We start from the raw sequence: 21,475 nt of genomic DNA on the forward strand, positions 1-21,475 counted from the left end.
TGAAAATGAGGTAAGTGAACAATTTGTAACATATGTTAGTCAACTTTACAACATACTGTTATTTATTTACGCTCCATTTTGTGCATAAAAATACCTAAGTTAAGGTTTTTAAATGCGCAACCCCTTGTAATATTAGATAAAAGGATAAAATTACGATGATAAAATATATGAAACGGATGACTTCTGTTTTACTGGTTGCAACCAGCTTTGCAACAGCTTTATGGACACAGACGAGTATTGCAAATACGAGTACTCAAACAAATGTAACAATTAATCATGTTTCAGGCACGACTCCTGTTCCTGCTTCTCCGCAAAAGGTTGTTGTGTTTGATATTGCCTCTCTTGATAATATGAATCGCCTTGGTATCAAAACGGTTATCGGTATTCCTGAAGGTAAAAAACCATCCTATCTGCAACAATTTGATGATGCAAAATATGAAAAAATTGGTACCCTTTTTGAACCCGATTATGAAAAAATTGCCACCCTTCAACCTGATTTGATTATTATTTCCTCCAGAACTCAAGCAAAATATAATGATTTATCCAAAATCGCTCCAACAATTGATCTAACTGTAGGAAATGAAAACTCTCTTGCAGATATTGAACGGAATGTGTCTATCCTTGGCAAAATTTTTGGCAAAGAAAAAGAAGCTGCAGAAGAAATTGCAAAACTCAATGAAACTTTAGCTGAAGTTCGTAAAAATACTAAAGGAAAAGGCCAAGGTCTTGTACTCATGACTTCTGGTGGAAAAATCAGTGCCTTAGGACCAAAGTCACGTTTTGATATTTTGCATTCCGCTTTTGGAATTGCCCCTGCAACCGATAAACTCACTGTACAAAAACATGGACAACTCATTTCTCCTGAATTTATTCTTGAGACAAATCCTGATTGGTTGTTGGTGATTGATCGGGATGCCGCAATTGGACGTGAAGGGCAATCCGCAGCACAATTGCTTAACAATGAGCTTGTTCACCGCACAACAGCAAGCAAAAAAAATCAAATTATTTATTTGGACTCTTGGAGCTGGTATCGTGCAAGTGGTGGTTTAACGGGACTCTTTGAAACCGCTAAGCAGATCAATGAAGCCTTTACAAAGAGCAAATAAGCGTACAAAAGAGCTTGCTTGCTATATAAATAAAATTTAAAAGCAGAGATTGTTTATTAAGCAGTCTTTGCTTTTTTTAATTTTGTTAGAAAATGATTTAACGTGAAGAATTACTGGATAACCATAACACTTCTCATTCTCCTGTCTATCCTCAGCATTTTTGTTGGTTATTCTGATGTCACGCCTTCTGACCTTTTCGCAGCCGATCCCCATGCGTGGCTTATTTTTTGGCAAACCCGTCTTCCTCGTACCATTGCAATCCTTTTAGTAGGTGCATCACTTGCACTTTCAGGTATGATTATGCAACTATTGACACGCAATCGCTTTGTCGAGCCATCAACCGCTGGAACTGTTGAATCTGCTTCCCTTGGCATTCTTTTTATTATGATTTTTCTGCCCGATATTTCTGTTTTAGGAAAAATGGTCGTTGCGACACTTTTTGCCATGACAGGCACTTTACTTTTTATGTTTTTATTGCGCCGCATTCCTCTAAAATCTGCTCTCATTGTACCCCTTACAGGGATTATGCTAAGCTATATCATTGGCTCTTTAACCAATGCCATTGCAGATTATGAAATGTTACTTCCCTCTCTTCAAGCTTACTTATTTGGCAGTTTTTCAATGGTTCTTGAAGGAAAATATGAGCTCTTATGGCTGTCCCTTCCCCTTTGTATTCTGGCCTATTGTACTGCTGATCGCTTTACGGTTGCAAGTTTGGGAGAAGATTTAACCAATAACCTTGGATTGAATTATCGTGTTGTCATGTTTTTTGGTCTTTTTATTGTCGCCTCAATCACTGCTGTTGTTGTCTGTACAATTGGCCGTATTCCTTTTGTTGGACTCATTGTGCCCAACCTTGTGTCAAATTTCATGGGCGATAATATGCGCCGTACTGCTCCTTGGGTGGCCATCAGCGGTGCAGGATTGGTCTTGATTTGTGATCTTGTAGGACGAATAATTCATCCCTCTCTTGAAATTCCCATAAGCACTATGATGGGTGTAATCGGTAGTTTTATTTTTATGATACTGCTTTTACGCTGGAGAAAGCGTCTTGGATAGAAGAAGAAAAACAATATGTGTACTAACAACACTTATCATCATAGCATGTACTGTCATTAGTCTTTACATGACGTGGAATATCAATGTTTATACATGGACATTTCGTCTTACAAAACTTTCCTCTCTGCTTCTTATTGCCTATGCAATAAGCGTTTCTACGGTTTTATTTCAAACAATCGTTAATAATCGGCTTCTTACCCCTTCAATTATGGGATTTGATCAGCTTTATATTTTAATAAAGACTGTTCTGATGTATTTTGTAGGCTCTCTTTCTTTGCCCTTTTTAAATGAAGAAGGACAACTCATTCTCGAAGCCCTCATTCTTATTCTTTTTTCAATAAGCCTTTTTCGCTGGCTATTTTCAGGAAGCCTAAAAGGACTTCACTTAACGCTTTTAATTGGTGTTGTTTTAGGCGGCTTTTTTTTCAGTTTACGGATGTTTATGCAATTGCAATTAAATCCAGACCAAATGATGAATTTAACGGATATTATGTTTGCAAATTTTAATAAATTTAATACGTCCCTCATAAGCTTTGCCACAATCATTGTCTTCATTGTGAGTCTGATTGGATGGCATTCTCGTCATCTTCTTGATATTTTGGCTTTGGGACGTGATAACGCTCTTAATCTTGGCGTTAACTACCACAAAAGTGCGACAGCTGTCCTTATTTTTGTTTCCATTCTCGTTTCCATTTCTACCGCATTAGTAGGCCCAGTCACCTTTTTTGGACTGTTAGTTGCCAACCTTTCCTATGAACTTTCTCCTCAAGCAAAACACAGCGTTGTTGTGCCGATTGCAATATTATTAGCGATTATTTGTTTGGTGGGGGGACAATTTATTTTAGAGCAAATTTTTCACATGGCAGGACGTTTAAGTTTTATCATTGAGTTTTGTGGGGGAATTGTTTTCTTAATGTTACTGATGAAGGGAAAACTAAAATGATTGAGATCAATCATCTTTCCAAGGCTTACGGAGCACGATTGATTATCGACAATTTATGCCTTCATCTTCCCAAAGGGGGGATTATTTCTCTCATTGGACCCAATGGTTCGGGAAAATCAACTCTTTTAATGCTGATAAGACGTCTTTTGCCACACCATAATGGTACAATTCATATCGACGGCTTTGATATTGATAAAATGCCCCACGATATTTTGGCTCAAAAACTCTCAATTCTGCGTCAAGATAATCCTTTATCCTTCCGTTTAACCGTATACGATTTAGTAAGTTTCGGACGCTATCCTTATTCAAAAGGCTGGTATACACATGAAGATAAACAATTTATCGACAGTGCGCTACGCTATCTCGGCTTACAAGATTTAAAAGACCGTTTTTTAGATGAGCTTTCTGGCGGTCAGCGTCAACGCGCTTTTATAGCCATGGTTATCTGCCAAGATACTGATTATCTTCTCTTAGATGAACCATTAAACAATCTGGACATGAAACATGCCGTTTCTATGATGAAGCAGTTACGCCGCACAGCTGATGAACTGAAAAAAACCATTCTTATTGTTATGCACGATATTAATTTTGCCTCATCTTATTCAGATATGATTGTTGCACTGAAAAATGGAAAAGCAGCCTATTGTGGAACTCCCAAAGAAATTATGCAACCAGAAATTCTTAAAGACATTTATGATGTTGATATTCAAATCAAAACAATCAATGACATTCCTATCGCTCTTTATTATCGATAATCTAAAGATTTTTTGCGCTTGCCTACACTGTAGAATCTGCTAGAGATGATAAAATTGGCTTATTGGGGAATAGTTTAATGGTAGAACAGCGGACTCTGACTCCGTCAATCTTGGTTCGAATCCAAGTTCCCCAGCCAGTGTAGCTGTAGCTTGCCAGCGGGTTTTGTATATTTTGCCACTAGGTTTTGTACCAATTTATTTTTTCTCAAAGAGTTTTAAAGTGGTTCTCAAAGGGTATTTAAAGCTCCCTTTAACGCGTTTTTCTGCTCCTATTTTTCCAAATCACTAAAGCGTGTAAAATCCGATTGAAATGCCAGTGGAACGATTCCTGTTGGACCATGGCGTTGTTTTGCTATAATAACTTCAGCTTTACCATTGGCTTGCTCCATTGCCTCTTGCCATTTGCTATACTCAGCAGTGCCTTCTTTGGGTTCTTCATTTTTGAGATAATATTCTTCACGATAAACGAATAGAACAATGTCAGCATCTTGCTCAATTGAACCAGATTCACGTAAATCGGAGAGTTGTGGACGTTTATCTGTTCTATTTTCAACTTGACGCGAAAGTTGTGACAGAGCAATGATGGGAATATTGAGTTCTTTTGCAAGTGCTTTTAATCCGGTGGTAATGGCTGTAATTTCTTGAACGCGATTTTCTAATGAACGCTTTGAACCGCTTGTCATGAGTTGGATATAATCGATAATCAAGACATCTAGACCATGTTGTCGTTTGAGACGCCTTGCACGGGCGGACAATTGTGCAAGGGATACACCACCTGTTTGATCAATATAAAGAGGGATTGTTTGTAAGGAACGCATTGCGTAAATGATGTTGGTAAATTGCTCTTCTGAGATATTACCACGACGCATATCAGAAGAAGAAACCTTTATTTGTTCTGAGATAATGCGAGTTGCAAGCTGTTCGGATGACATTTCAAGTGAGAAGAATCCTACTATACCCCCTTCATTGGCTTGGCTGTTATCATGACGCTTGCAAGCATTGGCAATATTAAAAGCAATATTGGTTGCCAGAGAGGTTTTCCCCATCCCAGGGCGTCCAGCTATGATAATCAAATCAGATGGCTGTAGCCCCCCCATTTTCTCATCAAGGGTTTTGATATGGGTAGCGATCCCTGAGAGCTGTGAGGAACGCTTTTTTGCAGCGCTTGCCATGTTAAGTGCTTTTGCAATGGCTGTATCAAAGTTTTCAAACCTGTTAAAGCCCACCCCCATATTTGCCTTTTTCAGCTAGCTCAAATAACTGATTTTCAATCGTTTCAATTTGTTGGGAAGGTGTAAGTTCGACAGGCGCATCAAAAGCTGTATTGGCAACTTCATTGCCAAGATTAATCAAAAACAAGCTGCTGCCAATAAAATCCTAGGTTTCCACACCTAAATGACCTCACGCATGTTTCAGCGCATGCACACCGGTCAGGTGAGCATTTGATCCTACCATTTCCGCTTGTGTCTCAGTAATGGTTGATTTTTCTTCCACTCGCACAAGAATAATTTGTGCCTCAACCCCTTGCGCACACACGGCGTTAATGACATCAAGAGCTGTACCTCTTTTTTTCCCAAGCTTTTTCAGTTTCTCTATCTCATGTGTGAAGAGAAGAACAGGCTCGTTGAGGAGATAGATCTGTGCATCAGCATCAGGGGCTGTAACAACCGCACCAATGGCGGTTTGATCAAATGTTGCTTAAGAACGTGATTTTTTACATTGATTAACCCTATTGACCTTAAATTATTGTCAAATACACAGAGTTATTCTTTATTTTGATCTTTCCTTAATTCTGTGACGGGAACACCATTAATACCCCAATTATCTGTCTCCACTTCATCGATCACTACAACCGTCGTTTTCGGATTTTTATTCAGAATATTAACTAATAATTGAGTTGCCCCTTCTATTAGTTGTCGTTTCTGTTCAGAGGTAACCCCTTCATTAGTAATTTTAATGTTTATGTAAGGCATAAGATCTCCATAATTTACAAATATTGTACAAAAAAGCTCAAATAAATGAACGCAAAAAGATTAAACATTAATACATAATAACTATGCATTTTAAAGCTTGTATCCACCGGTGAAATATGCAGGCTACTGGAAGCAAAAATAGCATTGATTGATACAGGAGAAAGGAGTTGAGCTGCAATAAAGAAGCAAATCCAAACCAAATAATCCGTAACCCCATAAGTTATCGATGACCCTAGTAAGGGAAATGCCAAACTAAATAGCACCATAGGGTGAATTCCTACTACACTGAAAATTGGCAATACGAAGAGAATACAGGCATAGCGCTGCCAAACAGAGAATGATGCCAATGAGTGACTAAACGTCACCGGCAACAAAGGAATAAGCAAATCACAAGTAGATATTAGCAGGCTACAACCTAGCAACAACAGAATTTCACTTGATATACTGCGTATCACTGCCACCAAAGGAGTCAAAAAATCAACACTGCGTGAACTCCCACGCTCAAGGACATATAGAATGCTCGCCGTCAACGCAATGCTTTCTAGTGCATTCAACCTGATAACTGTCAACGCAACGATAAATGTTAGCCAGAACAATATCAAAAAAATCCAAATTCTTAACCTCTCTCCTTCTTTATTCGCTCTCCTCTCATCGCAAATAATCGGATTAGCTAGCGCTACAACAGGAGAAATGCACAACAACAACAGACTGAATAGAAAAAGTGGTATCCCCAAAGCAGCGGATGTGAATATTGGTGTTCTAGGCATAGCAGAGAAAACTGTTGCTGCACCGATGCTGGTTGGCATCAGTACCATTGTGATGCTCATCATTCGCATCACAATAGCGGCCAAATGGCGAGAGGGAAAAACACTTTTCTTCAAGGCATCAATCATTAGGGGGATAACCCCCAAACTCATCGGCCAAGCTAGAAACGCAGTCAGTATCGCTATGGACAGGGTAAGCGAACCCTTTCCATAGCGCATCAACCGTTCAGAGAGAAATTCTGAAATACGCCATATATTCATCACATGGCGCAACAATCCCATGGCGAGTAATAGCCAAAAGACATCAGTAAAACGCACAAGCACAGTACTAACATCAGGAAAGTGCCAACGCCATATCAGCACTAAAGTACAAGCCAACAGGATGAACACACCACTGCGTGCATTCCCCTTCAACCACCAGTATGGTATCGTCAAAAGCAAATAACCGAAAACAGTCACTCCATCCAATGGAATAAGAAACCAAGTTCTCATTGAGATAGATATAAGAAAAATGAATAGCATCAGCATCGCTATTATAGCGGATACGGAGGACATGCGTATCAGGAAGCTTTTTACATTATCAATGTACATTAATTGTTGAATCTTTGACTGAGTGGCGATTAAGAAGCTGCTCGTACATGTCAGTGACACAGCGCCCTGCATCCCGCAGTGCACGCGAATTAACTAAAGGCCTAGGCAAAATATATGTATAAAAATTGGGCCCCTCTACTGGATTACCTACCACCCATAATGTATTTTGTACTTGTCCTTTAGTATCTATAGGATGCTGCTGACAGTCAATATCAATACCACCAGGATGATATCCTTGGTTGATAAATGGCCGGATGATACCCTGAGCAGCCAAATTTTTGATAAAAGGAGACTCATCACGCAACGGAGAAAAACTATCAATCTTGGCCGTGATCAGCACATCTCCATCAACTGAACTGTTTTCATCTTGGAAAACAGACTGAATTTCGAAACGGCTAGTACTAGCATTGAGAACAAGTTTAGGTGAAGGACCGCCAGCCAAAGTCACGATACCAGCCTCCATCAGAGCCTTCAACTCTTGGTTTCGCTGCATCGGTGGGCCGACAGAAATACGGTTAAAGTTTGGATTAAAATATTCAATAAAGTACTTGTGAGATGAAGACGTTAACCCGCAAAAATCAATTGCTGAACGTAAGATATCACGGACATCTCGTAGCACATCTGTAGCAGCTTTCACTGGGCCATCAACATTACCTGCAGCGGAAGAATGAAGATCGTCCTTCAAATGCTCCATGAAGAATCTTGTATAATCCTTCAAAGAGGCAAATATTTTATTTCGATGAGGATACAGCAACGCTTGAATACACTGCTCGTCTTTGGAAGTAACAACATAGGTTTCAGGGTCTAGCCAGTGCCCCAGCTGCGTACTTCGATAGACATAACACATTTCTTTAAGCAACAGAGGTAAAAGCTGCGTTTCGAAATCCAGCTTCGGAGAACCGTTAGCAATGCTGGATTGCTTATGCAGATGATGTATTGCATCGAGAGTAAGGAATGATGGTATATATTGCCCACTACCACCCTTTTGATTAATCCCGCGACTACTAAAAGGCAATGTTTGACGGGAGAATAGAGCTATCTTCGGTTCTTTGCCGCTTGGCATGTAGTGCAATTGTCCAGCATTTTCAGTAAAAGTCCCACCGCGACCGTAAGTCAATTGCGACAAGACATCATAGCTAGTTAATCCAATTCCCTGCACCAGCACACGAGTCTGAGATTGTATAGAATCCAACTTTTCAATTGGATAAGGATTCGAATAATAGTTCAAAAGCGCATTTTTCATTTGATGACCAGCCACAAACTGTTGCAGATTTTCATCATGCGATGAATATGTATTCTTACCGTGACCCGTGGTAATATAAACAAAATCTACACTGTAACGATAGCCATCTTCCAAAAGAACATCCGTTTATTATCTTGGTGGATATGGAGATTGATAACTTTTTGTCGGATCTCCTTAATACGAATACCGGAAGGTAAATCTTGCGTGAGCTCTTGGTAAGCCCAAGCCAGGTATTCCCCTAACAAACGACGTGATAAATAATCATTTTCTTTGATTTCTCTCCCAACATTATGCTCTGTACGAGAAAAAACACCGTTAATATTACGATAACCTTGTTGAATAGCCCATTGATAGAAATTCGGTCCCTTACGAATAGTCCCTACCCCCTTAACTGTATCATCACCAAATAAAGTAATCTGGCAGGCGACAGTGTTAACCAATAAATGATCTGGCTAATGCACACTATGGGGACCGATTCCCATCTCATTGGGATCAATCAATAAAATATCAATGTTCCCAGAAAATGGATAATGGGAATAAAGTGTGAGCAAGCGTTCGAGAATACTGATCCCACGAGGACCAACGCCCAAAATAGCGACTGTAGAGTGAAGAATTCTGTAATCTCCCCTATTAGAATAATTTGACTTTCACAAAATGTTTCAAAAAGAACGTAATAAATTCTTTCGACTTTTTAGTGAAAATTGCGGGTTTATGAAACGCCAACGACCTTTTTACAAAGACAATATTGACAGATTCCAGCAGCAGCAAAAAGCGCTACAGCACCACAGATAACGGAAAGCGCAATGGCATGTGAACCAAACTGTAAAAAACTCGTCAAGAGAGGTCCTAATATTTGGCCAAAGCCGTAAGTTAAGGTAGCCAAGCCTAGCAGATTTATGCCATACGGCGCATATAAACGCTTAGCTAACGGCATAACTAGAGAGGTCGTCCCCATAAAAGTAAATCCAAACCCTATGCAACTGAGAACTATCAGTACAAGAGACTGGCTGAATAATGTCAGTAATACGCATCCTCCTTGGATAAGCAAATTGAGCATCAGACAACGTAATACCCCCCACCGATGGGCTCCCCATAACCAAATGAAACAACTAGGAACAATAGCTATTCCAACAAACGACCATAAGTGGTTAGCGAGTAGTGGAAAATTAAATGTTTTCGCCATCAGAGGAAGATATGTCGCGACAATAATATAACCAAACCCAGCGAGCCCATAAATCAGAGCGAGTTCCCACCAAACGATATTTTCGTGTGCCAATGACTCATTACCAGAAAATTGAGACGCATCAACACGACGTGGAAATAAAATAAACAACAAGAGCAACAATATAACAGATATAAAACCAGCTCCAAACCAAATATTTTTCGCGTTCAGCGATTTACTCAAACCAATAATAACATACTCATTACCCAGTAGAATACCAACTCCCACACCTGCATAAAGCGAAGCAATAACCCACAACTTGTGACTATACTGCATAACCGTAATAGAACCAAAAATCATCATTGCCGCACTCGCGATACCGGCAGCAAAGCGGATAAAGAAGACCAAGTAAAAGTTTGTTGTTAATACCATGGCAAAAATAAGTGCACTCGTCACTATAGCTGCACCAAATAGCATGTAGGGAGCACGGGATATATTCCCAACTCTGCAAAACGAAAAAAAAATACTCCCAACTAAATAACCGCCATAATTAGCGCTAGCTATATAAGAAAGTTGCTTAAAGGTAAACAATCCTTCATCCAACATAACCGGAAATACCGGCGTATAGAAAAATCGCCCAATCCCCATCCCCAAAATCATAATAATCATACCGAATACAGCGATTTTGAAATAACTCAAATCTTGACGATTATTTTTTCCCCCCATTATTCTAATTCCTTAACTAATAATTCGCTCATCCGCATTCTACCTCATCAACAGTAGCACTTATCTCAGAGAATGAAAGCCAATCTAGCCATTTGTTTAAGCAATCAGGGCAACATATTGAGCGATTATTGTCAACATTACTGGATCAATTATATGCATTTCTTCGTTTTACACTCTGCTCCATGGATGCTCTTCTCCCTACAAAGCTTCTTTTTTCAGAAAAATAATGGCGGAAATTAAGCAGCAATAACAACGAGGACATCAAGAAGCACGCCCCTGCTTTGACAAAATAATTTCCCCTAAAGCTACTGCTTCATCAGGTGCGACTAAAATATCCTCACAAGGTTGCGTTATGTTCACATGGTGAACGCCCTCAACCATCCGGCGGCTTAGTATCCAACTTAAAGACAGATCACACCCAAGCCTTTGCGCACGCGCCCATTCTGCTCTTAAATTCTGCTCCGCTCTTTCCAAAAGAAAGGAGCCTTCATCCGGTAACAACCAAAGATCAGCAGAAACATTGATCATCCGCTGTACCGCGCTTTTCACAAGGATGTGGTCATTGGTCATTTTAACATGAGGGGCATCAAGGGCTGCTTGCACCTTTGCAATTAAAGCCTCATCAGCCACCCTTGAAAGGGCGTCACTAAAAAGCGCAACATGAATAAGCGGGCTTTTACCCACACGATAAACAAAAGCATCTTTGACATGGATATCGCTTGAGAGGGCAAAATATTGGTAACGTGGCGCTGTGCCACCTGTGGAATGTCTTTGTCTATTCAAGCGAATGCGGCGGCGCAAACGCTCATCATCTTCATCCAAAAGGCGCGTGACCCCATGAAAATCCCCCAAATGATCTAAACTTGTTCCACGCGCAAATGTGAGTAAATTATCTCGCGCACCTCATTGACCCACCGGCGCAATAGCAACTCTTCATAAGCCGCCGCTTGCAATTGAATGACCACCGGATCATAAGCCGTCTTTTCCACATTATAAGGAATATGATGCGCCGCAAAAAGCTCAGTCAAACGCGTGATCTTTTGCTCTAAAATTGCTTCAACAGAAAGCTCTTCAATAATTTGTGGGAGAGGGAGTTGTGGAATGGATAAAGGTTCAAACTCTGTCATCACCAACCTCTAAATTAGTACTCATTGGCTCTTTGTGTGACCAATCCCAAAATGCCCATTGGGATAAAAAACACCCGTTAAAACAAAATGGAATGTACCTTCACGCGTTGCTTTTGTCAGATCAATCCTCTGCAACGAAAACCCAGGCTCCCCACACTCTGGATCATCGAGTGCTTCAACAATTGCTTGATAAAGCTGCATCATCGTCGCAGGATCAGCATTGGCATCTTAGAATGCTCCAACATCACACCCATAATGACGACGCAAAACCCGTGTCCCAATCCTTGTCGTCAGACATTTACGGAGTGACTGTTGTCAATGCGCAAAGCCATATAAAAGAGAGCCATCCTTTTCGCTCATCCCGCACCGCATGCTTTAAGCACCCTTTGTTGTCTTTGTGAGAGAAACCGTTGGGGACACAGAAACAACAGGTGCTGGTTTTTCAGCAATATGACCAAGCAGCAACGGATATTTAGCCGCTTCCTCACTTAAACAAATTTCTTCACCTTTGCCCAGTGAACGCTTACCAGCAACAAAATCGGCATTGGTTAAAATAACATAAGTGTTCTCACGCATGATAAACTCCTTTAAAGGGGGTGAGAGGTTGTGGAGGGACCCCATTTTGACCCCACCGTGTTTGTGGCTTGCGCCAACAGATTTTTGATTGTGCTGCAAATCTTCTGCTTGAATATGCACACTGCCCATTAATTCAACATGAATTCCTTGATGATAAAGCACCAAACCTTGGCTACTCAAATGGATTTGGTTTTCCCCATGGGAGAGAATGAGCTCATTCTTTGTGATACGAAAAGTGCCATAAGAGCCGTCACTTTTCTTTCCTTTTTTGTGCTGTAAGAGCTTTATCTCGTTGCTCAAGCGTGTCTTCTAAATGAATAACTTTTCGTTTCTTATCGAAATATTTTCCTCAGACTTTGAAGCCTGTTATTTAAATTATCAACTTCGTGATCGAACCTTTTAATCTCTTGATTTAAGTTATCAATATGTTCTTGATGTTTAGAAATCACTTCTAAATAATGTAATGATTGAGACTGATCCTTAAGCTTATTTGCTTCATTTAATTCTCGAAAAGCCTCTGTTCTTTTCTCAACATGCTCAAATAAAGTAAAAACCTTCTCGAGCCGTTCAAAAATTGCAGCATTCCGCTTTTGCGTTATTTCATATTTATAAGCCAGTTGCTTGTTATTTGGCATATTTTTCAGCAATGCAAAATAGAGTGCCTGCTGTTCAAAAGCTATTCTCTTCAAGTCCTCTACCGACACCCCCAATATTTGCATTGTATCGTTCCATCCTCTCTCCGCATTGTCTTTTTCAAACTTTGCTGAATCCAACTTCTGAACCGCATCATCACGTTCCTTAACAACTTGGGAACAAAATAATTTATCTATACCAGTATAGCCATGCGAGGTAGATAAAAGATATGTTAGCAAAAATACGATAAGCAACAAGCCTTCTCTCAACAGAACTTTTTTTGTAAACATTTTTTATTTTCTCGTATGCAATAAATTAAAATAAACAATTAAATTCGTATTGAAAAATTAATAATGAAATTTATTAAATCTATTTAGAATAATCTATGATAAAAATAAAAAGGGATAAATTGTACACAAATTAAATACTTAACAAACAGAATAAAGCTATAAAAACTAATTTATTCAATAAAATAGTCATAGATTTTTCTGTCTAGCTTTATATCTCTATAGAAGCAATTTAATCACTTTATAGGTAACTTTAAAATATTTTAATAGGATATTATAATTGCTTCAAAAATAATATTTTGATTAATAAATCTATTAACAATTATAAAATGATGCGTATACAAAACGGATAACCACAATTAATGTAGTGATAAACTACTTTATAATATAGATTTGTTTGTTTTATCAGTAGAAGCAATAAAAAAGTTTGTATTTTTTACATAAATTCAAATTTATTCATTTTTTATATTATATTTTATGCTATTACTTTTAAGTTGATAAAGATCATAGAGTTTTAAACTGATGAGATGCGTTCTTTTCTCAATGTACATTCATCAATATTTGATGTAGGAATATTTACTTTACATCATAAAAGTGTATTTACATTTTTATATAGGATCCTCCTCCCATGTAATGTGGTGAATAATGAAAACATCAATAACAGGGAGGAAATCATGGATCATACAGAATGTAAGTAATAACTAAAAAAATTTACCTGAAATTATTTTTCAGGGAAGAGTTGGTTTGCTCTACACGTGGGGAGGAGAAATGAAACAACAATATATTTTAGGAAAATACACACGTATTGTTGTTTGTGAAGAGGATGCTATTTTTAGTGCAGGTTCAAAGCAGTTTATTATCAATAATAAAAAATTTTGGGACCACTTAGTGCTTATTGCGGCACAATGGATCAAAAAAAGACAGTAGATGAAGTTTACAATTCACTATCGCTAATCCTATTAAAAAAAGTTTTGACCGTGCGTTTGATTTCCTTGTTTCTAACCATTTTCTTGTCCAAGCTGAAACATCAAACAATATTCTCAATAATCGGTATTCCAGAAGTCATCTCCATTATCAAATGTTATGGTATGCATCCAACCTCTGTTCAGCATACTCTTTTGCAAAAAAGTGTTGTCATTTTAAGGGGTGGTGGGATTGGTAATCATGTATCAGCAATGCTTGCATCCTCTGGCATTGGAAAATTGACTCTTGTTGACAATGATGTGATCGAGATAACCAACCTTACCAGACAAATTCTTTTTACTGAAGAAGATATCGGTCTTCCGAAAACAACAGTTCTTAAACGTAAGCTGATGCGGAGAAACAGCCAAATTGAAGTTCATGAATTACAAATGTTGATTACTGAAAAAGAGGCTATCAACAAATTACCCAAAGCTGATTTATGGATCATTTCTGCTGATTCACCTGTTCGACTAGGCCTATGGATCAATGAATGGTGTGTGAAAAATAAACAAGCCTATATAAATTCCGGTTATGTTAATGATATAGCTGTCTTTGGTCCATTTTACATACCTGGTAAAACTGGTTGTTACACATGTAGCTCGTCTATAGGCAATCTTCTGGCAAAAAGTGATCATCTTATTTATAAAGCTTGTATTATGATTAATAATAACTTCAAAGTTGCTACATTTCCTCCTGTTAATGCACTTTCAGCTGCCATATGTGCTAATGATGCTCTTAAATTTTTGGGTGGTTATGGAAGCCTTCTTTCCACTGATCGCCGTGTGGGGATATGGAGCAGCCAACTTTTCACAGAAGAGCGTTCTCTAAAGAAAAATCCTCACTGCAAGGTTTGTGGAACAACACAATGAACAGACCTCGCACCCTTGCTCTCAACTATGGATCCTATAATGCTGTCCGCATGCTGATCGGCGTTTACCATGCTATTTTTTTAATGTCCATGGGAGTTAGTCTGGCGCAATTAGCTCTGCTTCAGGTTGTCTTTTCCACCACCATCTTGCTGCTTGATTTTCCCTGCGCTGTTTTATCTGACAGATATCGACGTAAATATTCCGTTATGGCTGGGGTCTTTATGACAGGAGTATTTTATCTTCTATGCCTTCAAGCTCCCAATATGACGGCACTTATTATTGCGCAAATTCTCTATGCAGCGGGCATTTGCATCATTGTCAGCGCCATTGACGGATGGATTTACCATTCTCTAGGCGATAAACAGGATCACTTTTCGCATTATGCTCATCTCTACCACCAAGTTAACTCTTTCGGAAGTATTCTCAGTGGGATTATAGGAATTGGAACGATCTATTACTCTGGACAATATTTTTTGGGATATATCATCTCATGCCTCATGATGGGATTTATTTTTTTGATATTCCTTATTGTTCCGGAAGAAAAGAAAACGACAATTGAAACATCCAAAACAAAAACAATCTTGCACAATGCCAAGGAAACGCTTTGGATCTTTCAAAATACAGTAGGAGGAGCATGGTTTATTTTCCTCATGTGCCTTTTTAGCGCTGGTATTCAAATTATTTATCATTTCTGGCAACCGATAATACTTTCAGGGGGGAAAATTAACCACCTCAACGGTTCGCAAATGCTCGTCTTGATGTTCTGCCATATTGGAGCCTTTTCAGCACAATATTTTTCAAATTTACTGATGTCTAAGTATCATGTTCTTGATAAAAAATATAAGAATTCTATAAAATATTTTTCCTTCTTTTCTGCGCTGATGTGCATAGCGCTCTATTTTTCAGTTCATAACCATCAAACTGCTGCATCAGTCATCGCCTTCTCTTTAATCCATGGATTTATTTGCACTGTACCGATAGGGGCCAAAAGCTTATTTTTCTCAGAACTTAACCAAAAACAAACGCAGCATATTTCCGGTATTGTTGGTGCTGTATCTTTTAGCGGAAGAATATTTTCAATTACAGTATTAAGTATTATTTCTTTTCTTCCTGCAAAAGTTTCTCCATCTTACTACCTAATATTACCGACCATTACTTTTTTCATGTGTGGTTTGGTTGTCATGAGATGGATGAAACACTCCCACAAATCGCTATGAGAGGAAAATTTTTAAAATTATCACCCACAATGTTTTCTTCTAAAAGAGATCGATAATTTTTTGAGAACATTGCCACATCCAACGTTCAACATACAATGAAAATATAAAGCAATATGTTGATTTATAATGATAATATAGCAAACTCGAATATTGTACGATTCTTTCTTTTCAAATCTGTTTTTATGGTTGAAACAATCAAAATCATTTGCTTGCACATCAGTAAGTGGAGAAAGCCGTATAAATAAAAACAATTTAGAAAGGAAAAATGCATTTTATGAACTCCCATAATCAAAGTCTATCACAACATGGAAGCAGGAGTATAATATGCCCCTTTGCATCTTCATAAGTATACAAATGGTGTGGCTCTATAAGACTTTATATGCCTCACAGAAACTTTTGCGTTTTATACCATTTAAGAGGTGCCGTCGCAAAATAGGCCTATACACATTGAAGGATATCTCTTTAACACAAGTGCATAAATTGGCAACACAAGTATATTTTTGTTTAGAATATTCTTTTTATATGAGAGGCATAATCCCAACGGGATAAACAAAAGCGTAAGACACATAATCTTCATTATTTAAAAGACATGACCATAGAGATTTATGAAAATTATAAAACTGAATTAATAAGATGATGATAGAAATAGGAGCTAACTTCCACCTTTTCCGCTTTTATATTTTTTTCAAAATTAAAAAGATCCTTCCGTTTTTAGAAATGACTCGCTAGCAAATATATACAATATTTTCTCCCCTATTTGGCATATAAAAGCTGACATAACCGATAAAGCAAAAGCTTAGCAAAACAACGTCATAAGATAATAAATATGCCACCAAACGATTGGAACAATATAGGGAAGTCAAAAACACTTTGTAGAACAAAATCCGTAACATATCTAGCTTTACGGCCGCTTATTCTTACAAACGTTCGTGCTGCTCCCTATATCCATAAAAATAAATAAGCAATCCTTAGCTAAAAAATATGCAACGTCAATGTGATACTACAATAGAGCTTCGCTTTCCTTTATCAACAAAAGCATGAGAAATTTTGAAACAAACCCATCTTTCTCGCGATAAATTTTTTCCACAACTGATCATATTTCCTTTAATATAAATTGGCATAGCGATTTACATAAAACATATTGCGCTTAAAACATCCCCCATTGGTTTTGCTTTAGTTTACGCCATTAGAAAAAAAGTTTTTGTAACTTGTTTCATGAAACATAAAATTTAAAATCAACACAGGAATTAAGAAAATGAGCAACCACACGCGCTGCTAGCGCAGGTATTACAATTTCGCAAATAAATTTAGATGGAAGAAAGATAAAATAGCACCACTCTATACCAAAACAGCCGATAGAAAACGTCTAGGAAGAAAAGCAATTAAAAAGCTTCACAAAATTGGGATTGGTAGAAAAGCAAATGGGCACAAATCACTGAAAACAAAATTCCCACACACAACCGACTGCTTTTATAACAATAGATGGCGGAGAGGAAGAGATTCGAACTCTCGAGAGCCTTTTGAGCCCTACTCCCTTAGCAGGGGAGCGCCTTCGACCACTCGGCCACCTCTCCAACAGAGAGGCATAAATGGTATCAACAGAAAGTTCAAGACATTTTCGATTTTTTTCCCAAATATCTGAAATTTTTCTCCTATTGAGCCCATAGGGTAAAAAGTTAACAAAACAAAAATTGTGTCTTTTTTACCACATTATCTCGAATAGTACATGTATACATTACAAAAAGGTAATTTCATATTTGAATATCTAAAAAGATTAGTATAGCTAAGATAACAAGTGCCGCGTATTTTATTTATGTCTTTGTCCTTAATGCGTTAGGTAAATGATACTCTTTAGAATTTAGAAGAAGATTAAACGGACCTCGGAGATCCCATATGAATATTAAATCCCTCTTTTTAAGCTCTACAGCAGCTTTTTTAACAATTTCTGGAGCACATGCTGCTTCAACAGTTATCCCCGAACCCGAACCAGTAGAATATATTCGCGTTTGTGATGCCTACGGAAAAGGGTATTTTTATATCCCTGGAACAGAAACCTGCATGCGTTTATCAGGAAATGTTCGTACTGATTTTACAGGCGGTGATAATATCGATGCAACAACCGAAACTGAACTGAACGACAAAAGAAAAACCTATGGCGCATCATCACGGCTCACCCTTGTTTTTCAAGCAGCTTCTGAAACAGAAATGGGAACACTTCGTTCATATGCAAGAATTTTCTCAAGCTGGGATGATGGTAGAAACAGCGCTGGTGCAAAGCTTGCAGCGGCTTACATTGAACTGGGTGGTTTTCGCGTAGGTCTTGATGACACAATTTTCAACAGCTGGACTGGTGATTATGGAAATGTTCTCAATGATGACAGCATAGCACCTGCCGGCGTAACACGCACCAATTTTATTTCCTACACCTTTAATGGTGACTCCGGCTTTTCTGCTATTATCGGAGCTGAAATAGGTAATAATGCAGATCCTCTTCCTGGAATAAACGGATACTATATTGATAAAGATAATAAGCTTGTTTCTATCACGAATGATACTCTTCCAAGTAAAGCAATTAAAAATTACACCCCGAATGTGGTTTTGGGTATAAAGTTTATGCAAAAATGGGGTGGTTTTTCAGCGGTTGCAGCATATGATACTTACTACAAAAAATGGGCTGGAAAAGTACGTGCAGATTTCAATATCAATGATCGTTTCAATCTATGGGTAATGGCTGGTTATAAAAATGGCCTTGATTACTACACAGTAAAAGAAAATAGTGATGAATTATCACGACAAAGCACAACGATCTATGCAAACTGGGGCGGTAAATGGGCTGCTTGGGCAGGTGCCACTTACAAACTTACTCCAAAGGCAAATCTGAATGCACAAGTCTCTTATAGTGCTGTAAAAACTTTTGCAACTTCTGTAAATATTGCATATACGTTGGTTCCAGGGTTTGTAATTACACCTGAATTGACCTATGTTTCTTGGAATGACGATCGCGTTGTGACGGATAAAAGTAATGATGAAAAACATTTATTCAATAAAAAAAGTGCTTTTCAAGGTATGATCCGTTTACAGCGTTCATTCTAATCCTATTTAAGCTAAAGATTTTAAAAACTGGCGATTATGTCGCCAGTTTTTATTTTTGAAATCAAATATCATGAGCATCTTTCTTGATACTCATTTCTTGTCTTTTTGACAAAAATTACTGACTTTCACAAAAATATTCTCAGAAAATTGACCTAATGTGCTTGATAAGAACACTGCATAGGCGGTTTCTACACATCAATTCAAACAATCTCTTGCGTGCCCTTTAAAGGTGGACAAATCCCTTTGCTTTATTACCAAATTGGTCTTTCTTGGTAATTTACCTCTAACCTTTGTTAATTTAGGTCATGATCTTCTCAGATAAATTCTACACTGAACAGATAAAATATTGAAAAAACAAGACATCATTGTGTTTTTGATATGCATGAATGTGTCTTCTATTAACATCCTAAAACACAACATTTTACAACACTGCCGCGCATTAAAAAACTTAATCATCAAGAAACATGTTGTCAAAACGATGAAAATATCCTCTAAAGCAATAAAAGAGAAAATAGATATATCTTCAAAAAATGAATTAACCTCTTCCCCATCTAAAGAATAGAGACTCCTATCAGTAGCAATCTGTAAACGACCCACCTTTTTTTGAATCTGCATCACATTAATTTATAATGACAATTTATTATTTTGCATGTTGAATCAACCAAAACCATTCACTTGTAGACGACAAATGGAGAGAGCTGTGTGAATAAAAACGAGTAAAGAAAATCCTTTTATGAAGCGTTTTAAGTTCCAAGGGCTGTAGTAACATTGAGATCTGGAAAAGTTTATGATGGTTCTAGGCACTTTTATTAAGCATAAAAATGAAGGTACACTTCATAGAGGATTTTAGATTATATTCTTTATGAACGTCACTGTAAAATATGTATTGTGGTACACACTAAAAGACATTTTTAAAACAAGCATGTAAATATACAATACAAGTCCATTTTGGATTGAAGCGTTTTATCTTGCGTAAGGAGCATGCCGTCATATACGCAACATCTTGACTTTACTCATTTTTAAAGGAAGCAAAATATAAGACAAAGAAACAGTAAAATTTAATCTCTGCAAATCACAGAGCTTTCTATAGAGTTATGTTTCCATAAAACGCCTTATACCGTACATGGGATTTTTTACACGATTAATGCCCTTTTTACATAAAGCGTATTGGCAAAAAGAAGCCTCTCTTGATAAGAAAAAGACTTACACGTAATCATATTTTCAATTAAAAGGCATTGAATTCACGGAAAATACTTATCAACCAATGCATAAAGAATTGCTGCTGTTTCAACATCTAGAATTCCATCATAATTTTCTTGACGAAAATGAAGTTGAAATGCTCGGATCAAATCTTTGTATCCTGTTTGGGTACACACAGCAGAAATGTCATATCCATAACATTTTAGCTTCGCCAAAACATCTTCTTTGGGTGGAGAATTCTTAGAGAATTTCTCTTGATAATGACTTTTTAGTTCATCATCATACCATGCTCCTATACCTGCCCTATAAAGTTCTCTCCATGGGAAAGCTGCTCCTGGATCACTTTTTCTTCCAATGGCAATATCACTATGTCCCACAACATCAGTTGGCATAATATCGGGATACCGTTGAAGAATATTCAATGCAAGCTCCTTAACGGCATCAATTTGTATTGGATTATAAGGAGGAAATATACCCCCCTCACCATGATAAGCCATAAAATCAACTGTCTCTTCTGGAGACTCAAAATGACCAGTCGCTAAATTAACGATTTCAATCCCGATAGATGCATCATTGAGATGACTATGCCCAGCCCATGAACTCACACCCGCATGCCATGCACGCTCATTTTCATCGACCAGATTAAAAATACGCATATCCTTAAAGCCTGCCTCACGATATGTCTGCTCTGAAGGATCAGGAACAAGATAATGTGCACTAACCTTTTCTCCTGTAAGTGCCATAATCGAGGATTTAAAATCAAGAGCCGTATAATGCATGACAAGAAAACGAACGCGACGATTAAAACTCTTGACAGAACGATAACTGTTGTAATCAATCTGATACATAAAAGCCCTTTCTTTTTTGCTAAAAAAGACCACTGCGCATCACAACAGATAGGACACAAACTTTAAAAATTTGCAATGAGCTTTCCATTTAGATACTAAGAATTACGCCTAAAATTTGTTCATCAAAAACATTGACACTCTTACCAACAATTAAGACACATTTTTATTTCTCCCCCACACACGCGTAAAATGTTTTTAACCACATTCACAAACACACGGCATTAAATATTTTCCCCAAACAAATTCCTACAAATTACCAATCGAAAAGAAAACAAAAGCGTAAAATGATCACTCCTTAAACCTTCACATCTTACAGAAAAAATAGTTCTTGCTGTTATCG

Annotated in this window: 16 protein-coding genes, 2 tRNA genes and 5 pseudogenes; 10 read left to right on the forward strand and 13 right to left on the reverse strand. The window is 37.8% G+C overall.

All coding sequences use genetic code 11. From position 1 onward, the window contains the following. The first annotated feature begins 155 nt into the window (after window positions 1-155). The 5 genes from ACFIJ8_RS07540 (at window position 156) to ACFIJ8_RS07560 (ending at window position 4,000) form a co-directional block, all read left to right on the forward strand. Window positions 156-1,106: a siderophore ABC transporter substrate-binding protein gene (locus ACFIJ8_RS07540; protein WP_375639303.1), complete on the forward strand. Its 951-nt coding sequence runs from the start codon at window positions 156-158 to the stop codon at window positions 1,104-1,106. A gap of 102 nt (window positions 1,107-1,208) precedes the next feature. Then, window positions 1,209-2,165, forward strand: a complete 957-nt coding sequence (locus tag ACFIJ8_RS07545; RefSeq protein ID WP_273788235.1) for an iron chelate uptake ABC transporter family permease subunit — start codon at window positions 1,209-1,211, stop codon at window positions 2,163-2,165. Window positions 2,166-2,232: 67 nt separating this feature from the next. Continuing rightward, the gene (locus tag ACFIJ8_RS07550; RefSeq protein ID WP_375629218.1) at window positions 2,233-3,108 is read left to right on the forward strand and encodes an iron chelate uptake ABC transporter family permease subunit; all 876 of its coding nucleotides are present in this window, start codon (window positions 2,233-2,235) and stop codon (window positions 3,106-3,108) included. After that, a complete protein-coding gene (locus tag ACFIJ8_RS07555; protein WP_375629221.1) occupies window positions 3,105-3,863 on the forward strand; it encodes an ABC transporter ATP-binding protein in 759 nt (252 codons plus the stop codon). The genes ACFIJ8_RS07550 and ACFIJ8_RS07555 overlap by 4 nt, the downstream gene beginning before the upstream one ends. 63 nt (window positions 3,864-3,926) lie before the next feature. Beyond that, window positions 3,927-4,000, forward strand: a tRNA-Gln gene (locus ACFIJ8_RS07560). A gap of 132 nt (window positions 4,001-4,132) precedes the next feature. On the opposite strand, the pseudogene ACFIJ8_RS07565 reads toward ACFIJ8_RS07560, so the two are convergent. The 11 genes and pseudogenes from ACFIJ8_RS07565 to ACFIJ8_RS07615 form a co-directional block, all read right to left on the reverse strand. Continuing rightward, window positions 4,133-5,216 (reverse strand): annotated as a pseudogene (locus ACFIJ8_RS07565) (replicative DNA helicase); the annotation flags it as partial. Between the two features lie 51 nt (window positions 5,217-5,267). Beyond that, window positions 5,268-5,540, reverse strand: a pseudogene (locus tag ACFIJ8_RS07570) (phage tail protein); the annotation flags it as partial. Window positions 5,541-5,626: 86 nt separating this feature from the next. Beyond that, window positions 5,627-5,836, reverse strand: coding sequence for a 2-hydroxymuconate tautomerase family protein (locus ACFIJ8_RS07575; protein ID WP_015856802.1), 210 nt, complete (start codon window positions 5,834-5,836; stop codon window positions 5,627-5,629). A 14-nt stretch (window positions 5,837-5,850) separates the two neighbouring features. Continuing rightward, the gene (locus ACFIJ8_RS07580) at window positions 5,851-7,155 is read right to left on the reverse strand and encodes a hypothetical protein (RefSeq protein WP_375639304.1); all 1,305 of its coding nucleotides are present in this window, start codon (window positions 7,153-7,155) and stop codon (window positions 5,851-5,853) included. A 25-nt stretch (window positions 7,156-7,180) separates the two neighbouring features. Continuing rightward, the gene (locus ACFIJ8_RS07585) at window positions 7,181-8,548 is read right to left on the reverse strand and encodes a hypothetical protein (RefSeq protein WP_375639305.1); all 1,368 of its coding nucleotides are present in this window, start codon (window positions 8,546-8,548) and stop codon (window positions 7,181-7,183) included. Beyond that, a pseudogene (locus ACFIJ8_RS07590) lies at window positions 8,521-9,024 on the reverse strand (FAD/NAD(P)-binding protein). The gene ACFIJ8_RS07585 and the pseudogene ACFIJ8_RS07590 overlap by 28 nt, the downstream one beginning before the upstream one ends. 119 nt (window positions 9,025-9,143) lie before the next feature. Next, window positions 9,144-10,322, reverse strand: coding sequence for a YbfB/YjiJ family MFS transporter (locus ACFIJ8_RS07595; protein ID WP_375639306.1), 1,179 nt, complete (start codon window positions 10,320-10,322; stop codon window positions 9,144-9,146). Window positions 10,323-10,583: 261 nt separating this feature from the next. Beyond that, window positions 10,584-11,449, reverse strand: a pseudogene (locus tag ACFIJ8_RS07600) (baseplate J/gp47 family protein). Window positions 11,450-11,470: 21 nt separating this feature from the next. Beyond that, on the reverse strand, window positions 11,471-11,653 hold the full coding sequence (locus ACFIJ8_RS07605; protein ID WP_273788225.1) for a hypothetical protein: 183 nt from the start codon (window positions 11,651-11,653) through the stop codon (window positions 11,471-11,473). Window positions 11,654-11,824: 171 nt separating this feature from the next. After that, complete coding sequence (locus tag ACFIJ8_RS07610) at window positions 11,825-12,025, reverse strand: hypothetical protein (RefSeq protein ID WP_273788255.1); 201 nt, start codon at window positions 12,023-12,025, stop codon at window positions 11,825-11,827. 332 nt (window positions 12,026-12,357) lie between these two features. Next, entirely contained in the window at window positions 12,358-12,948 is a 591-nt protein-coding gene (locus ACFIJ8_RS07615) for a hypothetical protein (RefSeq protein WP_375639307.1), read from the reverse strand. Between the two features lie 765 nt (window positions 12,949-13,713). On the opposite strand from ACFIJ8_RS07615, the gene ACFIJ8_RS07620 reads away from it, so the two are divergent. The 4 genes and pseudogenes from ACFIJ8_RS07620 to ACFIJ8_RS07635 all read left to right on the forward strand — a co-directional run. After that, window positions 13,714-13,872, forward strand: a complete 159-nt coding sequence (locus ACFIJ8_RS07620) for a hypothetical protein (RefSeq protein ID WP_375639308.1) — start codon at window positions 13,714-13,716, stop codon at window positions 13,870-13,872. Next, the gene (locus ACFIJ8_RS07625; RefSeq protein ID WP_375639309.1) at window positions 13,851-14,777 is read left to right on the forward strand and encodes a ThiF family adenylyltransferase; all 927 of its coding nucleotides are present in this window, start codon (window positions 13,851-13,853) and stop codon (window positions 14,775-14,777) included. The genes ACFIJ8_RS07620 and ACFIJ8_RS07625 overlap by 22 nt, the downstream gene beginning before the upstream one ends. Next, entirely contained in the window at window positions 14,774-15,994 is a 1,221-nt protein-coding gene (locus tag ACFIJ8_RS07630; RefSeq protein WP_375629239.1) for an MFS transporter, read from the forward strand. Before ACFIJ8_RS07625 ends, ACFIJ8_RS07630 begins: the two co-directional genes overlap by 4 nt. A 1,259-nt stretch (window positions 15,995-17,253) precedes the next feature. Then, a pseudogene (locus tag ACFIJ8_RS07635) lies at window positions 17,254-17,393 on the forward strand (integrase); the annotation flags it as partial. A gap of 84 nt (window positions 17,394-17,477) precedes the next feature. Here the strand turns inward: ACFIJ8_RS07635 and ACFIJ8_RS07640 are convergent. Further along, window positions 17,478-17,568 (reverse strand) — tRNA-Ser (locus ACFIJ8_RS07640). A gap of 319 nt (window positions 17,569-17,887) precedes the next feature. Here ACFIJ8_RS07640 and ACFIJ8_RS07645 point away from each other — a divergent pair. Next, window positions 17,888-19,087, forward strand: a complete 1,200-nt coding sequence (locus tag ACFIJ8_RS07645; protein WP_375639310.1) for a porin — start codon at window positions 17,888-17,890, stop codon at window positions 19,085-19,087. Between the two features lie 1,241 nt (window positions 19,088-20,328). Here the strand turns inward: ACFIJ8_RS07645 and ACFIJ8_RS07650 are convergent. Next, a complete protein-coding gene (locus tag ACFIJ8_RS07650) occupies window positions 20,329-21,135 on the reverse strand; it encodes an N-acetylmuramoyl-L-alanine amidase (protein ID WP_375639311.1) in 807 nt (268 codons plus the stop codon). Window positions 21,136-21,475: the final 340 nt, after the last annotated feature.

The sequence above is a fragment of the Bartonella sp. MF74HXZ genome (genome assembly GCF_042194445.1).
In the GTDB taxonomy this organism is placed as follows: Bacteria; Pseudomonadota; Alphaproteobacteria; order Rhizobiales; family Rhizobiaceae; genus Bartonella; species Bartonella grahamii.

Excerpts from the sequence above, each read along its gene's own strand:
- ACFIJ8_RS07540 (WP_375639303.1), top strand. The coding sequence starts at position 156 with ATGATAAAATATATGAAACGGATGACTTCTGTTTTACTGGTTGCAACC.
- ACFIJ8_RS07550 (WP_375629218.1), top strand. The coding sequence starts at position 2,233 with ATGACGTGGAATATCAATGTTTATACATGGACATTTCGTCTTACAAAA.
- ACFIJ8_RS07555 (WP_375629221.1), top strand. The coding sequence starts at position 3,105 with ATGATTGAGATCAATCATCTTTCCAAGGCTTACGGAGCACGATTGATT.
- ACFIJ8_RS07575 (WP_015856802.1), bottom strand. The coding sequence starts at position 5,836 with ATGCCTTACATAAACATTAAAATTACTAATGAAGGGGTTACCTCTGAA.
- ACFIJ8_RS07580 (WP_375639304.1), bottom strand. The coding sequence starts at position 7,155 with ATGTCCTCCGTATCCGCTATAATAGCGATGCTGATGCTATTCATTTTT.
- ACFIJ8_RS07595 (WP_375639306.1), bottom strand. The coding sequence starts at position 10,322 with ATGGGGGGAAAAAATAATCGTCAAGATTTGAGTTATTTCAAAATCGCT.
- ACFIJ8_RS07605 (WP_273788225.1), bottom strand. The coding sequence starts at position 11,653 with ATGATGCAGCTTTATCAAGCAATTGTTGAAGCACTCGATGATCCAGAG.
- ACFIJ8_RS07610 (WP_273788255.1), bottom strand. The coding sequence starts at position 12,025 with ATGCGTGAGAACACTTATGTTATTTTAACCAATGCCGATTTTGTTGCT.
- ACFIJ8_RS07615 (WP_375639307.1), bottom strand. The coding sequence starts at position 12,948 with ATGTTTACAAAAAAAGTTCTGTTGAGAGAAGGCTTGTTGCTTATCGTA.
- ACFIJ8_RS07620 (WP_375639308.1), top strand. The coding sequence starts at position 13,714 with ATGAAACAACAATATATTTTAGGAAAATACACACGTATTGTTGTTTGT.
- ACFIJ8_RS07625 (WP_375639309.1), top strand. The coding sequence starts at position 13,851 with ATGGATCAAAAAAAGACAGTAGATGAAGTTTACAATTCACTATCGCTA.
- ACFIJ8_RS07630 (WP_375629239.1), top strand. The coding sequence starts at position 14,774 with ATGAACAGACCTCGCACCCTTGCTCTCAACTATGGATCCTATAATGCT.
- ACFIJ8_RS07645 (WP_375639310.1), top strand. The coding sequence starts at position 17,888 with ATGAATATTAAATCCCTCTTTTTAAGCTCTACAGCAGCTTTTTTAACA.
- ACFIJ8_RS07650 (WP_375639311.1), bottom strand. The coding sequence starts at position 21,135 with ATGTATCAGATTGATTACAACAGTTATCGTTCTGTCAAGAGTTTTAAT.